Genomic DNA, 16562 nt, shown 5'->3' with positions numbered 1-16562 from the left:
CGCAGACGCCGACAAACCGCTGAAATCGAACGCGTTCGACAAATTCACAGCGCGTCGAGCGGGACTCGGCGAGAAACTGATCGAGCGCGAAGGCTGCCTCTTTGCCGCACCTATAGGTGCCGCCGTCGCCATCCTCGCAGGTTTGCCAACTCTCCGGAGCATCGACGCCGTGCAGTCGAATGCGCTCGCCTCTGATTTCGAGCGTGTCGCCGTCGATGACGGTGGCGCGGCCGATAATCGGACCGGCGGAGTGGGCGGGCAGAGCGATCCCGAGGGGAGACCGCGACGACAAGGAAATACGAAGGCATCATGGAATGGGCTCGGTTGGGTCGAGGATATCGGCGGTGTCGTTCTTCGGTGAGCCGACCCTTCGATCAATCGGCCCATGGTCATGAGTTTGGCCGGGAATGGTTTCCGCTCGCGGATCTCCTTGGATCGGAAGGAAAGAACCAGTCGTAAGCATTCGGCTTGATCGACTCGATGAGCCGGCCGCGATCTCGGGCACGGGAATGGCATGTGGCTTTGCGTTCTTAGTCGATGATGCGTTCCTTGGCATCCCACTGATCGACATGTAACTACGTACCCGCGAGGGGATTCTCTCCGAGGCTAGTCGGTTCCGATTTCGTTGGCGCTTGGCCGACAGCGGTCTGCGATATGTCGGCACCATCGGACGCCTTGCGGGAAGCATTGCCGCCGCTACGGCCTAGTTGCCGCAACTCTCGGCGAAAGCTACCGATCCCGTTACCCACTTCAGACATGAACCCCGATATCCGGGTTCCGCCAAAAAACAGCATAATTACGGCAAGAACGATAATCCAGTGCCACGCACTCAGCGACCCCATGACCTTCTGAACCTATTGCTTCCCTGTCGTGCGTCGCGCCAACGTTTCAAGTCTGCATCCTCGTAAATGAAGATCCGGGTGATTTTGCAAAGGCCCGAATTTCCGTCATGAAGTTAAAAAGCCTTCTTCTCTTAGCACATCCGTTGCCATTGCGTGATCTTCCGTACGTAGATCACCCCATAATAACAATAAGGGAACACGATACATTGCAATTAGATACAGAAGTATCTTTCGCAGCAGATCTGCGCCAAACAATAACCGACAAAAGCCAGGGTTCGGGATAATCAAGCTGCCTCAAAGGGGGCAGATCTTGACCCCGCGTTCCTCCCCATTCGTTAGTATCTTTTTATATTCGAAAAAATCAAGTCAATTCTGGATGGATATTTGAGAAAAATGCGACTTCTAGTATTGACGTGCGGCGTGCTCGGTGTATCAAATCTCCTAACGTGGCCGACTACCGCGGTCGTAGAAGGCCGATGAGGGGGGATTACCTTGGCCCGTTTGCTCGACAGCAGCGGATCGCCGCTGCATGGGAGTCTGCCTGTTGGATGGCAAGAGCTCATTAACCCAAGAATGACTCGGCGCGCACTGTTGCGCGGTCTCGTGGCCTCGCCAGCCGCTCTTTACTCGGGCCCAGGAGTCGCTCAGACAGGGGATGCGCCCCCTTGGTATGATCTGGAATTGATCATTTCTGACGACCAGAGCATGGTATCGGTGCGTGAGATCATGGTCGACGTGCGGATCACGCAGACCAAAGTCAACGGCAAGACTAAACAGGTTATCTCTGAAGCTCGTTGTGTAGAATGCATTTGGGATGTACCGGCGGCTGCGTTTGGCAAAGAAGCCTATTTCGACATGAGCTTGCCAGACGCTCGTCCAATCGATGAGAAGAATGCCTATGAAAGGGTCTTGTATGTCCGGCGTGTGAACTATGGCTTGCGCTTCACCGAACAAGACCCGGAAGGCAAGACGCCAACAGTCGCCCATAGCGGCAATATCAACAAACTGGGGTATGTAGCCTTTCGCTTCACCCGGCCGGAGTCGCGATGGATGGTCTCCTACGAGACAGACTTGTGGCTGCGGTCAAGGGGCAGCACCGAGTCAATTGTTAGCAGCCGGGCGGTCAAGCTCGAGGCCTTCATCGGTGAGACTGCAAAACGGCAGGACAAGGTCCAAGCAAAAGGGAAGCCTACGCCAGCCGCAATGCGCCTGCGCCCGGCGGAATTCATCGAGGCGGGCCGCGTCGGCAAAACGTTGCAGATCACATTCGGCGGCCTCGTTTCAGCTGCCGCGCCGTCCAACGGTATATTCGATGTATCTATCGACAGGCATTTGGTCTGGCATATCGAAGCGCTTGGGCAGGCAAGGCTAATCGCTCATGAAGGAGAAATTCGTTCGTCCAAACTCAGTTTCGCCTGGCGGCGGTTTAAGGAGGACAATCCCCAACAAGCCGGCGCCGGCGGCACTGCGTCCCGGGGCCACCAAAGTGCGGCTCGCTCGGAGGATGTGGTCTATTTTTCGGGCGAGGCTGCTTCCGAGAGCCTTTCGGTTAATACTGCGAACGGCATATACCGGCTCGGTAACGGGGGCGGCCACCATATCGGGATTCGGATTCTTCCGGAGGGCACTACCAGGCTCGACGTCATTGTCGGTTCCGCTCCGTCCTTGCCGATGAAATTGCAGGCTGTGTGCGCCTTAAGCACTCCGAAAGCGGCGCTAGCGGTTCGGACGGGCGACACGACGCTCGTGGACAGTATAGCCGTCGATACTCTGACGATCGCCCAGACCAGAACTCCCGGTGCAAACGGCCTGCCCCGCGTCTTGCGGACGGTTCTGTGGGGTAATGCTAGCGGCGCAGGAGAACGCCTTCTGGAGGCGGCTATCTCGAAGGAAGAAGGTGCTACAGGCCCGAAAAAAGAAAAACAGTTCGGTGGAGCGGGGATTATCGACACTCCGATCGGCCCTCTTACGGTAGACAAACCCGTCCTGCGTCTTGATCTCCCAACGGAACAGCACGGCGGCGAGAAAAAGGAAGCGAAGACTTCAACCGCAACCGAGTCTTCTTCGAAGGTTGAGTATGCTTGTCAGCCTCCCAAAGTCGGCGAAGTCGAGCCAGAAACCGGGGATCAGGACGTCAAGCGGCTGGTGCGCTTCTTCCAGTCCGCGAATGGCGATCGCGGTGGCGTGCCCGAAGCTTCAGTCCATGCTCTGGCCGATCGTCCATGGTCCGGTCCGGAGGAGACGCTCCTAAGGCGAGTCCATATCGATCTGACGCTGTTGGGGGTTGCCACCGCGCTGCCCGACGCCAGTTTCAGCAGATTAGCTTTCCGGCGAACCGAACTGCGCTTGGCTTTCGAGGATGGCACCCCGATCAAGGAGCTCTCGGGTGGGGAATACCCGCGTGCTCTTTCCACAAGCTTTGTGTGGATCGGGGCTCCCTCGTCGGTTGTGGCGCAGCCACTCGCGTTGATCGATCTGTCGCGAGCTACGCTGACCTGCGCCCGCGACTACGACTTGATGAAGCTGCGTCTACGTTTTCACGACCTGCTACTGCATTACGGTCCGCATCCGACGGTCCGGCCGGCCCGGGATGACGCTCGAATGCGTGTCGGGGACGACGGCGCTGTCCAGGACAGCCGCCCGATCCTTGTGGCCGAATTTGACCCGCAGCACGTCATGGAGGAAGCGGTTTTTCTGCCGGAAACACCTGAACTTCCCGATGTCGATCTCGAGCCGCTGGGCGATGGTGAAAAGGCCGGTGACCATCAGGATAAGGGTTCTCGCGAGCAGATCCTGATGCATCTCGCAAGCCTCCAGTATGAGGCGGAACGAACCAAGTATAGAGAGAAAATTCAATCAGCGAAAATCGTCAAAGAAGACCCGCAAGGTCCGTTCCGAGACATCGCCAATAACTTTCAGGAGCAACTCAAGAAACTGCCAAACGAGTTGCGCCCGCCTGCCGATCAACACGTTTACATCGGCCCGTTCGCTCTCGATCCCGACGCCTTGGGCGTTGCGCGCAAGCTTATGCTCGACAAGGGCCGGGCGGGCGTTCAACAAAGCGTAGAAGGCACGTTGGCGCGCGCCCGGGCGCAGGTAATCCCGAATGGGCCGCTCGACGGGAAGAAGTTGCTTGGAGACGTTAAGGACGCTTCTGACCAGCAAAAAAGTTTTGCAAATGCCGTGCGCAACGAGGCGCTCCTGGAATCACTCGAACCACTCTACGGCGTTTTCCGGGATTTCTGGCGGGAATTTGTGACGGGCGATCCTTCGGTGGCTCAGGCAGGGCCTCCCAAAACCGCCAATTGGATGCAGCGCGAATACCTGATCGAGGGCAATCGGCCGTCGAGCTATGGCGATCTAGGAGAATTGTACAGCAAGGTTATGGACGCTTTCCTCGACCGCGCGCTCGGCAAAGACCCATTGGATCGGCTAATGGGTGCGCGGCTGTCAGGCCCCAGCCGCCTAGCTTTCCGTGTGAACGGAGAGGCACAGGTCGGCGTCGACGCGCGCCAAGCCGGGACGCTGCCGAGCAGCGGCGACGGCATTAACAGGTCCGGTGCAGGTAACACTCACTTCAGGCCGATCCCGTTCACGTTCGAAGGGTTGACCGAATGGTCACGCTTCGAGCCTCAGGTGACGAAGCGTGCACGCAAGCTGTTCCAAGCCCTTCCGTCGGGCGCATTACCACGTCCGGGGAACCGCGCCACAAACCCAAGCGACCAGGCGATGATGCGTTTCCAAGGTTTCACGGAGGCGCCGACCACCGGCGAAGCGCGCATGGCCGAGGTGCGCGCCTCGCTGAAAAGCGAGCGAATTGCATCCCTGCAAAACGGTGAGGACCGCCCGTTTCCCGGAGAGCCGCTGGACTTCGAGACCGCGATCGAACTGCCTTCGCGACTGATCCTGTCCACTGCGCAGGATGCGGTGTGGCATACCAATCGGCGGCTCCCCAAACAGGTCTTCGGCTCGGACAAAACCAATCCTATCGCGGTGCCGCCAGCCGACGAAGGATTGCCTGAACTCGAGAACGGTGCTGCGCTTGCCGGAGACCTGCAGACCAATGGGCATCCTTATGACCTTTGGTCCGTGCGTCTTGCCACACATGGTGAAACGCCAGGAGTTCGTGCCGTTTCCTCTCCCGACTTGCGCCCAACAGCCTTGGTTCCACGCAGGAGAGAGATAGTTGAGCGGCTGCCCGGCGAGGGGGCGCCGCCGCGCGGTCCATATGCACCTTGGTTCATTGGCCTTGACCAACTCGAGAACCAAACGCTGACCGAAAATGCCGAGCTTCCAGCCTCAAGATTGGCGCGGTGGCTGAAGGACCGCCTGAAGTTCCGCGACGACCTGCCCAAGCGCGATTTTACCTATTTCCGCACGTCACTTGACGCCTTCGACCGGCACGAGCTTGTCCTGCTGACTTCGAGTTACGGTCTCCCAGTCGTCGGCAAACGGCTGCCAGGTCCGGACGGAGCCAGCGATGCTGGTGGTGGATTGATTGCAGATTCAGGTCAGATCGAGCCCGGTGAGAAATTTGCACTTCTTGATGCCACCGACGACCAGGCCCTCCACAAGCCCGTGCCGTTGGAAGTCAAGGCATTGTCGCTGACGGCGCTCGGCGGCTCTCTTCTTCATGAGACGGCCTTCAAGCCTTCTGCCGGAGCAAATGACATATTCGGCCGTAAGTTATTTGAAGGCTTTTCGATCGACACATTGCAGCAGGACATTGTCCTCGGACGCGACATCCGCACGGAGGTCGTATATAAAGGCTATCTGCTGCCTCTTGGCCACAAGGCATCGTTCGTGAAGCTGACCGAGCGAATCTTTTTGCGCGTGGCCAATCATGGCGTCAAGGCCATGCTACGCCAGCGTATGTTCCTGCGCATGGCCGACCCGGAAAAGCTATATGCAGCGATGGGCCAGCCACATGGCGGACGGCTGTGGTGCGCCAAGAAAGTCCGGCTGACGACAGACAAAACGCCCGATATCGTGGATCCGACCTTCCCGATTGGCGGCGACCTCAGCGAAAAACACAAAGTCAGTTTGAGTGGACGAGTCTGGCTTGCAAATGGTCCAGGTTTGGCATTCTGGCCACGTACCGACGTCACGGATCAGGGTGTTTTCCGCTTCCCCGTGACCATCGACGGTTCGCCGACTGAGCTGCCGATGTTGTTCCTCGATAACATCGCTGCAACATCAGCCGAGTCCGTTAAGGCCGCGTGCGATTATTACAACAGCCTGGTGCCTGAAGAAGCGGAGGCACAGCCGGCCGCGCCGCGGCCCTATACCCGGACGCTCCGATTGGCGGGCCGCAAGATCGACTACGCGCCTAACAGCCAGTCAGGGGAGGGGCAGTTCGAAACCGAACGGATCGTGGTAAGAGCTCAGGGTCGCCTCCTCGCGGCGAGCAGCGACAGTTGGGTTGGCCAACTCGAGGCCGAAGACAATTTCATCACGACTGGCGTACTGGAAGGCGCCAGCCAGCCGCCTTTCTACCCGATGATGGAGTATGCCACCATCAGGCTAGGGCAGGTCGAACGCATGAGCGGCGGTCGCCCCGCACCCGTCGACGTCCAGTATGATGGTCACTATGTGCTGTATGGCTTCCCCGGCGAGCAGGCGCCGAAGGGCTATCCAAAACCGGAAGGCAAGAATGCCAATCCGCAGGAAGTATTCCTGATCCTTCGCGAATGGCGCAAGCTCGACATGGGCAACAGCGGCGATCGTTCCGGAGGAATTGCCCGTCCAAACTCGAACCTCATCGCCATTAGCCGCAGCAAGGGCCCACTTGGCGGCGATGAGGCGACATGGTGGAGTGTGGCGCCGGGCCAAGAACCGCCAAGTGGCGAGTTGGTGCATGCAGGCGGTGAGCCCGACAAAGAAAAGCTCGCAGAATTGATTGAGCGCGGGGCGCTGGTTTCGCTGGCGTCTTACTGCAACGCTGCGGTCCCACGTCAGATCATCCAGGAACCCACAAAGGAAGAAGACAAGGATCCGTACGGTGCGGTCCAGTTGTCAGAGGCCGTCCATCAGATCCGCTCTTTCTTTAGCATGGATGCCAAGCTGCTGGGCACTGTCAAGCTTAAGCATCTGATGCGGCTGCTTGGCTTGTCGGTCGACAGCATCCCCGTTCTCAAGGAACTGCAGGAGTTCGGCACGGCTGCGCTTCGCGAGGTCGACGCCGCAAGCGGTGACGTGCGCAGTCGGGTTCTTGTGCCGCTACGCAATATTGTATCACTGTTGCGCCGTGAGTGGGATTTGTTCGACCAAAAGGTACGCGAGGCGTCCTCAAACCTCCAGGAGGGATTAGAAGGCCTTGGGGAGAAGAACCCACTCAGTCTTGCCGCTACCTATCCGGAGGTTGATACTGGTCTCGAAAAGCTGCAAACGTCCCTCGATGACGCTTTGGCGACCGAGGACGCAACAAGCCTGATCCCCAAGCTCGCGGCTGTTCACGCTGCCGCCAAGGAGCTTCTCCGGGGACTGGCAATCATAGCTTCCAATCCGATTGAACGTCTCGAAGAGGCCGTCACAGCGAACCTGCGAGAAAAGATCGCATCGCTTGAATCGGTGCTGAATGAACTGAAGGACCTCGGGGGCAATTTCAAGGCATTTGTCGACAAGTTTCTGGACGATGTACCCGAGGATGCGGCGCAGGACATCACCAACTGGATATTTGAGAAGCTCTCGGGCAGTTCGGAAGCGAGCATTCGGGATACGAAGGGACCGGCTGAACTAGCGAACGTCATGCCGTTTGCATCCCTGCCACCCAGCCTTGGCGAACTGACGAAGCTGCTGCTTGTGAATGTCGAGAACAGCGCTCAAGAGTTCTGGCAGGCCGTTTCGAGGGAAGGCGGTATCGCGGACAGGCTGGTTCTCGACATCCGGAAAGTCTCCGAAGAGGCGCTTAGGTCAACCCTGACGCGATCGCTGAGCAAGCTTTTCAGTGGCGATGATCCTGCGACTGTGCTCGAAGAGGGCTTGGCGGCCTACCGTGAGACGGTCAAAGCTCGGATTGGCGGCGCGATCACTGCAGCAAAGCAGGCGCTGGAGGAGGCCACCACGGGTGCCGACACCGCGGTTAAGGACGCGGTCAAACAACTGCAGGTGATGCTCGACGGCTATGTCGAGCAACTGGAAAAGAAGCTCCTACCGGTCGCACCTGGCGTCGCCGGCAAATACCCGGAAGAGTTGAACGCCATTGCTGTGGGCATAGACAGGATCGATGACACCATTCGCGAGGGCAAGGTGTTCGCGAGGGCCATCCGAGAAGGTGATACAAAGACTATCCTGAAGGCTAGCGGTGCGTTTGCCAACGATGTGCTGGGCATCGACATCGCCGCCCTGAAAGCCGAGGTCGAAAACATCGAGCAGAAACTAATGGCGGGCGCTGTCGCTCACGCGCAAGCGGTCTTCACCAAAGGCGTTTTCGAGATTTCTCCAAACAGCGGTGAAGGCTCGGTTCTTTCCAAGGAGCTCCGCGCCTTGGAAATGCTGCAGGCGGAAAACTATCAGCCAAAAACACCGGGTCCGCTTCCGATCTACAGCGTTCAAAATTCTACAGCCGTCATTGCGAGCAATGAATTGCTCGCGGCTGTCGGTAGGCAACTGCGCGACCTTGACAAGCTTATCGATCCAAGCGGGGACACCTCGCTCGACAGTCTCAAATCACTTGTCGAGGCCAATCGAGGCAAGATTGACGATGCAGCGAAAGCGGCCAATACGAGCGAACTCGGCGCGGATGGTCTTCTTAACTTCATTGCGAACCTCCGGTTCCTGATCCAAGGCACCAATCTCGACAGAATGGACTGTTTAGTCTCCGATCTGGAGGGCCTCTACGGCGACGTGGTAGATGTCGTTGTGTCGACGCGCGGTCTGAAGACCTTGGTCGATAATTCGCCTGAGACCCTACGCTCGTTCCTGCCAGTGCTAGGCGAGACAATGCGCCGGTTGCGTCAGCTTGGTGAGAAGCTGGGCAATGGAGTAGCAACGGTCGTGACTCGCGTGCGGATGTTTGCGGTCAAACCGGAGAACAGGCCTTTCGTCGAGACTGGCGCAATCCTTGGTGGTGCGTCCGCGATTCTCAAAGGCTACTTGGACAAGAACCAGCTGAAGGATATCGCTGACGATGTCAGACAGGCGATCACGAATGCCATGAGCGCGTTCGATCAGGCAGAGGCTGATGTCGTCGCGCAGCTGACGACGATCACGAACTTTGCGCTCCGGCTTATTGGCAACTCCGTGTTCGGAGGCGCGGATGTTGTCGGCCAAGTGGCCGAAGCGTTGCCGAAATTGGCAGCCGCCGGCTCGATGTTTGGGTTTGATCTTCGCGAGGAAATGAGCGCGCTCACCAATGTAGTGGGCGAAATCAAGACAAAACTAGAAGGCTTTCAGGGATTCGTCGTTCCTGAAGGTCTCCGCAATCTCGAAAAATTTCTCACCGCCGACCTCGATCCGAGCGGCGAGGAGCGGACGCTGCATAAATTCTTTAAACCTGACAGTGCAGATAACACTTTTCATGCGGTGGAAGCGAGCCTCAGGAATCTCGAGAATGGCGCTGTAAGTGAATGGCGCAAGCTGGAACAACGGCTGACCGGAGCGCCCGAAAGACTGCGGCACGAGGCCGAAAGCACGCTAATTGCAACTGGAGTCTTTTCGGCAATCAGCAAGGCTTATAAAGGTCTTGAGAAGCAGCGCACTGATCTCCTCCAGTTGGCCGAGAAAGTTCCCGTTTTCAACGTCGCAGCACGCAAGGCGTTGCTCGTCATGCCTGTACAAGTACTGGCCAGGGATGAGAATGAAAATCTCGCGCAGTGCAATGTGAATGATGCGACGGCCGAAAATCCCATGCTGGATTGCGACCGGCTGGCGCAGGAGGCCAGCGTAGCCGAAGACGTTGCTGCGCTTGTAGGAGGCGCCTCACTCGAGCAAAGCCACCGTCGCCGTGTGGTCGCGCTTCTGCGCGGCTGGTCGGGCGAAGCTGCGCCGCTGGTGATTCTGGCGCAGGCCGACGACATGGCCAAGAATCTGATGCGCGGTGACGTGCTTGCCGCAATCGATTTCGGGGCATTCCGTGATCAGATCGAGGATGCGATCTCCAGCCTGATCCCGACCAAGGTTCACCTCAGCTACGACTTCAACTCAACTGTCGCGAGCGACGCCGGTCCACAAGCGATTTTTCGGCCGCTGATGGGATCCTCGTTTGGGATAATGCTGCGCGCCACTTTGGACCTTTTGGAGCGAAAGTCGGATTTCAGCGCGACTGCAAGCCTCGGTCCGTTCGAGATCTATCTCATCGGCGGAGTTGTCGACGCCCTGCGGCTTAAATTTGGTGGTGCAGCTTTCACGATAACCAATAACACCAGCCCGCGCTTCGACGTGATCTACAATGCATTCGAGATCGGCCGCGATCTGGAGTTCGCCCAAAAACTGCAGAGTTATTTGTCGCCAAAGGACGGAAACGGTGTCTTCATCCAACCAATGACCCGAAGCGCTGGTATTGAGGCTGGATACGGAATCAACCTCGGAACCATTGGGATTGGCGCGACGTCCTTCTTCAATGTTTCGCTGAACGTTTCGGCGGAGCTTCCGTTCGGGGACGAAGAATCTCTGTTCAAGGTCTCACTTGGAAGGCGGCTTTCTCCTTTTACGATGGGCGTCTTTCCATGCGTCGGCTCGGGCTATTTCTCAATTTACGCCGCCGCCGACGGCGTCAGAGGGTTCGAGGCTTCGTTCGAATATGGGGGTGGCGCGGCCGTCGGCTACGGACCTCTTCAAGCGAGCTGTCGCATCCAGGTTGGCGTGTTTGTCAGGGTCATCAAGAACTCTGCCGGGAAGAGGACGACCGACCTTTATGGCACCTTCTTCGCTGGCGGTTCGGCCAGCATCTGGATATTCCATTTTGCAACATCGCTTTACGTGAGGTTGGGTACTGCGGCCGGCGGGGCCATGTATGGCGAGGCGATCTACTCGTTCTCGTTCTCACTCGGCATCGCCGACTACGACTATTCAATTACCGCGTACAAAATGGAGCGCGCGCTGGGGAACCAGCAGGCGTCGGTGTCAGGAGGAAGGACCCGCTTCGCGGCACTCGACAGGGACATTGACTTCATGACGACAGGCTCGACGAGCAGGTCGATCGTCATTAGGGCGGTCGACCAAGCGCGGGACTGGAATACTTATGCAACATATTTTGACACCAATCTGACCAAGGAGTTCATATGATGAGCGGGTCATTGGTCAAGCCTCTGTTTCGCGTCGTTGCGAACGGACTCAAAGATGACAAGACGGTACGACTGACGGTAGTTGCGACGCCTCGTCAGAGCAGCGAAGCCGATGCCTTCGAACTGCGGAACTGGCCGCGCGAGGTGGCCAGGGGTCTGCGAGAGGGCAAGTCGCCGTTTCCAGAGGGAGGGCTGACGCTGTGGTTCCGCGAGATAGACTCGGAGCCCATCCCCGCAATTGGCAAGCCGCGGTGGAAGACCGCAAAAATGCTGCCCAGCCGAGGGGCGGCGTACTCGAGTGCCGCAGACTGGGACGAAATCAACAGTCTATGGCAGGGCGCGCTTGGCGCCTCCGGCGCAAGCTGGGCGGAACTCGCGAAAGACATTGCCGATTCGTTGAAGGGGTCCAAGCACACGGCCAATCTCAAAGAGAGCTATTCAGGCGCGACAGGCGCGCGCGACCAAGTTGACAAGCAGGACGAGGAACTCGCCGGCAAAACTCTTGCGGATGACGGCTCGATCGCGATTAAGAGGCCCACTTCGGGCGACTCCCTAAAGATCAGTGCGATCTTACCGGTCAGGCAAAGCGACTTGGCGGTCGAGGAGGAAACTGTGCGCGCCGCCCGTCTGCTAGCAAAGCAATTTTTGGGTCCCTTTTCGGTGCTCGATGATCGCGATGGGGATACTGTCGCTGGCACTGCTGTGGAGCGGTTCAAAGCCGTGATAAAGGCCACGAGAGCCGAGCGCAGCTATTCCAAGAGCAACTACGACAAGGTTAAGGAGGCGCTTGCGAACGACGCTGCGGACGGCACTGCGCAAGGAGGGCCTACTCGCCCGATGCTAGTCCCCGAAGCCTCTGATGTCGTGGCTCCGGAAAACCAGACTGCGATCGACGGGATGTCGCAGCGCCAGCAGAGGCGGGCCACACAGGAATACGGAGCCTGGTTGCAGCGGCGGCCCGATCTCACGGGCAAGAAGGAGGGCGACCGCATTGCTCCTCCCGACATTACAACTGGCCAAGCCGTGGATCACACTGATGATGCGCCGCTGCAGAAGATGCGAGGCATTTATTTTGCGCTTCAGGGCGATCCGATTCTGTCGCGCCTTTTCGGTCTCGCGTTCGATTTTGAGGCATCGATCGACGAAATCGTGCCGGCAGGGGGCGAAATCAGGCTGCATCTGGCGGTCGCCGCAGAGGCCGGGGCATCCGACCCGGGTCAAGTCGCGACTGCCGCGAAACTGCACAACAGCGGTTTTTGGCCGGTCTCGGTCTTCGATACCAAAGCGGCAGCGACCGAAAACAAGCAAGTACACCTGATTGAGCAAGTGGATGGGATATGGAGGCTCGGCGTGTCCGCTAGTGGCGGACCGCGCTACGAACTGGCTTCGCTCGATATCCGCCGTTCCGTGGATTCCAAGACGCTAGGTCGCGATCGTGGCGAAGCTCATCGAACCGGCGGCTTTACGATTCTGGACCGCGGTAGGTCAGAGCAGATCACACGAGACATCGCTCTTGCGGACCTCAACCGCGAGAAACTTTCAACCAACGCCCCGGTCGTTGTCCTTCATGCCGAGGAATTGACCATCGGGCGGCGGGTCGACGTGGCCGTCGCCCGTCCGGGCGAATTGCTGGCCAATATCCAGTGGCGAAGTCTCATGAACCGCTTCGTGGACTTCGATTTCGGAACGAATGACAAATCTGTCGAATTTGTGCTGCGCGCGCTTCTCGGAGCCAAGACAACTGAAAAGGGAATACTCGAGGAAACGTCGTTCCAGACCGCGTCGCGATTTGTCCCCAAGAAGGGTGAGGGCGACGCGGCTTCGGAGTTCGAGGCCGTTGCCGAGGAAGCGATTTTTTTGTGGGATGGAACGCCGGTGAGCGTGCTCACCGACAGCGGTCTTGGGACAAACTCGATTTCAAGTAGCCTGCCGTTTGATCGATTGCTCGACCTACCAGGTGCAGATCCCGCAGAGGCCGGTTTGCGTCCTCCACCACTGCGCTTTGGGGTTCCATACCTGTTCCGGTTCCGCTCCATGTTTTTGGGAGGTGGCTCTCCGCCTTTGTCAATGCGGAGTGGCCGCGGGGCTGTGTTGCCTGCTGAAAAGGAAGTGGGCGGTAGCCTCGCGACGGCGCCCAGGCGGTATCTTCGTCACGAGTCAATCAGTGCGCCCATTCTACTTCTCCCGCGTCATCTAGCTGAACTGCGGCGCGGCCAGATGGGGTACGAACTAGCCGACCAAGCGATTGTCCGCTCATGGAACGACGAGGATTCCAAACTTGCAGCATTCCACGTGCCGGACGAGATCAAGGGGGAATACGTCGGCAAGAACATTCGGGCAAGTCCGTCTGAAACGATCCGCGTGTTCGTCGCGCCCGAGGCGCCGCATGATCTCGTCTCGGCGCATGGGAGGCTGGATAATCCGAATGCGGCCGAAATCCGCAAAGGCGGTTTGCGCGACATCAGCTACACGCCGCGCCAAAACGATGGAAACGCAGCTAGCCTCGATGATGGAACGGAAAGGCCGAGCGGTTTTCCGGTTGCGGTAAGTACTCGGCGCGACGCCCTCGATAACGAAGGTGTGATCTATCCTCGATCAGTTTTTTCGCTCGACAAGAATCCTCCGCGTGGCATCCCTGTTTTCGAGCCCGGAGGTAAGAACACGACGCAAATCGGTCAGGTCGGGTACCTACCGGATCCGGCTATCGTTGAATACAGCATCAGAGCAAAGATCAAGGGCAGCGACAGATATTTGACTGGCGCCCGTGCGGTCGCGCTTTACCAGAGCATAAGCTATCCTCACGCACTACCTCTCGTGGTGAAAGTGGTCCGCGTCGCGTCGATCCGGCATTCTGCACCAGTCTCGATCGATGACATATCGAGCAAACCAGTGGTGACTTTCATGGATGATGCGGGCAATGTTCCGGCGAAGACCCCGAAGCGCGCCCGTGTTCAATTTCTCCTGGTCTCTCTGTACCAGGGCGAGGATTTTGACCTCGAAATAAGCTGCCTCCCAGATGCTGAGATACTGGCAAGCCGGTTCTCGGTTATTGAGACTATGGCGGTTCAACTACTCTCCGCCGCGGCCGACAAGGAAGCGCGGGAACGCCTGGTAGAAATTTGCGGCAAGTCGGTGCTCAACGCTTGCGTGTCGGGAGGTGCTGATCAACTGACCGGTGTGGGCGGCAACCAGGTGCCGAACGCGACTTATCGAAATAATGTAGCGAACGGACTGCTCGACGCCATCAAGACAAAATGGCCTGTTGAGGAACTCGCTGCAGTGACAACCCTTCGCGTGCATCACGCGCTCAACAAGCCGCCCGCGAAGTCTATCGGCTGGTTGTCCGATTCCAAAAGCACGCGGTCGATCCGAACTCGCCATGCGAGCGTGTGCGGCCCCACTCCTGGTGGAGAAAACAATTGGGATGAAAGGGATGCGACCGAACTAATGATTGACGGGAAAGTGCAGGTCGACCTCGATCTAGTCGAGTCCTTCCAAGTGATCGCCACTACGATAGCGGCCAATGGTTTCCAGGTTGATTCGCCCGATCGCGGACGGAGCATGATTTCCAAGCGGTCTGGCCGCTGGCCGGTCGTTACAAGATCTGATGGCAGCGAAGCATATGTGGCGCCCGCGGACGTCGTAGGCTTTGCCGTTGCCGAGGATGGGGCGGTTACACTACCACGAGAACCAGTTACGCTCCTGGCCGTCGGTAATTTACCAATGACGAAGGCGATCGACCCGATATTGCCGGTGAGGGTGGCCGCCAACCCCGAATGCACGCCCTACGTCTTCCGGACGCCGGCTGAGGGGCGGGTGACAGAAGTTTCGCTGAAGCCGTTGTTTGCCGCGGCAATTGCTGAGGTGCCAATCGAACAATCCATTGGAATGCCGGCTGACGGCGAAGACAGAACGCACCGGAAACGAAGGCTACAGATTCAGCGACCGCACGTCTTCAACGACACGCTTGCCCGGAAGCTCACGCTCAATCTCGTGGCGGTCTCGCGAGGCGCCGCGGCCTTCGAGACCGCACCAACCTATGTACAGGGGCAAGAGCAGACACTGTTTCGTCGACAGCCGCTTAAACGGATCGATCAAGCAATCCGAGCTTCGACGCCGGTCGAGATATGGATGAATTCGACGAAGGCACCATCGTCGCCGGATGCCCGTCGGCCCGAGCCTTCTTTTTTCTTCAGCCGTTGGGCCACCCGCGTGGAAGGCAGCCGAGCCGTAAGGTATGTTGTCGAACGCCACGCACTGGCGCGGATCTATCTCGGCCGAGGTTGGTTTAGCTCGGGCGAGGGGGAGCGCCTCGCTATAGTTCTCTGGCCGCCGAGTTACAATCAACTCGACTGGAAAGAGCTGGATAAAAATCTCGTTCGCGCCGGCGGGCGGACGATGGGGCTGACGGATTTCGAGGACCGCGACCTCGGGGCCGCTGGTGGCTACGTGACGAGATGGGGCGGTGATCCCATCCGCCTCGACAAGAATGTCCAAGATGGCAACTTCATTCCGCCTGATGCGTTCGCGGACGTGCCAAGGTCCCAGAATCCGGCGGAAGCTATGACAAATGGGGAGGGAGATCCGGCAGAAGTCAATGCGCAAACCAATCCGCACGACCCCAAGTTTGTCGGGGAGGCGCTGATGCCCATCCCAAAGGCTGCGCCACCAAAAATGGACGGAGAACCGGGCAACGACAAGCCCAGCAATAATATGCGAGATTTCCTGCCAGTGTCGCTGCTCACCTACGAGCCTTGCTTCGACCTTGATCGGGAGGAATGGTACGTCGATGTCGCCCTTAAAGCGAATCGCGCGTCAGAGCCTTTTGTTCGGTTCGGACTGGTGCGCTATCAGGAACATTCGATCTCTCCGGACTTGGCGACTTCTGAGCCGGTCACCGTCCACATGCAGCTTTTGCCGAAGCGTAGAGTCAGCGTCCACGTTGAGCCGAGGGACAAGACGAATCCGCTTCCCTCTGGAAAGAAAATAACGGTCGAAGTCGCGGGGCGCGGTTCACGAGGGATAAAAGAGTTTGATTTTAGCGCGCTGCCTCCGGATACGGCCGAACGGCAAGCCGCGTGGAAAAAGAACTTCGACCGGCTGAGGCTCCCAAAGATACGAGCCACCGTGTTCCATGAACGCGGCGAGGCTACAAACCGCATCCGTAAGCCGATCAGCCCACTTGGGTGGCATCCGGCATATCCGGAGCAGGATTTGCCCCTGGAAATGCCGGAGCCGGACGTCGATGGCGATCCAGACCTAGTCTGGAAGCAGACTTTCGAGCTGCCTCAATCCATTTTAAGCGATCTCGGAGAAGGTCAGGTCGTAATCTACCTAGAAGAGATCGATCTACGAATGCCGGCAGCCTATCGTGAAGAGCCGATTACGTTTGACCGCATGTTTGACGAAGAAACATTCGTGGCGTCAGGCCCGCGCTTCAGCGCCAGGGTGCCGTTCCTCGAACTGCTGTAATGTATCTTCCGTGCGAAGGCACAGC

The 16562-nt window shown here is 58.2% G+C and carries 3 protein-coding genes and 3 pseudogenes; 2 read left to right on the top strand and 4 right to left on the bottom strand.

The annotated features are described in order from the left end of the window. Nucleotide 1: 1 nt before the first annotated feature. The 4 genes and pseudogenes from M1D43_RS30395 to M1D43_RS30380 all read right to left on the bottom strand — a co-directional run. Nucleotides 2–298, bottom strand: a pseudogene (locus tag M1D43_RS30395) (thermonuclease family protein); the annotation flags it as partial. Between the two features lie 9 nt (nucleotides 299–307). After that, nucleotides 308–414: pseudogene (locus M1D43_RS30390) on the bottom strand (SOS response-associated peptidase); the annotation flags it as partial. Between the two features lie 2 nt (nucleotides 415–416). Continuing rightward, a pseudogene (locus tag M1D43_RS30385) lies at nucleotides 417–575 on the bottom strand (site-specific integrase); the annotation flags it as partial. Beyond that, nucleotides 576–794: a hypothetical protein gene (locus M1D43_RS30380; protein ID WP_498814817.1), complete on the bottom strand. Its 219-nt coding sequence runs from the start codon at nucleotides 792–794 to the stop codon at nucleotides 576–578. A gap of 729 nt (nucleotides 795–1523) precedes the next feature. Between M1D43_RS30380 and M1D43_RS30375 the strand changes: the two genes are divergently transcribed. Next, the gene (locus tag M1D43_RS30375; RefSeq protein ID WP_498814638.1) at nucleotides 1524–11066 is read left to right on the top strand and encodes a hypothetical protein; all 9543 of its coding nucleotides are present in this window, start codon (nucleotides 1524–1526) and stop codon (nucleotides 11064–11066) included. Beyond that, on the top strand, nucleotides 11066–16537 hold the full coding sequence (locus M1D43_RS30370) for a hypothetical protein (protein ID WP_498814637.1): 5472 nt from the start codon (nucleotides 11066–11068) through the stop codon (nucleotides 16535–16537). Before M1D43_RS30375 ends, M1D43_RS30370 begins: the two co-directional genes overlap by 1 nt. The last annotated feature ends 25 nt before the right edge of the window (nucleotides 16538–16562 follow it).

The sequence above is a fragment of the Ensifer sp. R1-3 genome, from assembly GCF_056739175.1.
The sequence above is the reverse complement of the archived record's forward strand: the minus strand, read 5'-3'. Positions and strand labels throughout refer to the sequence as shown.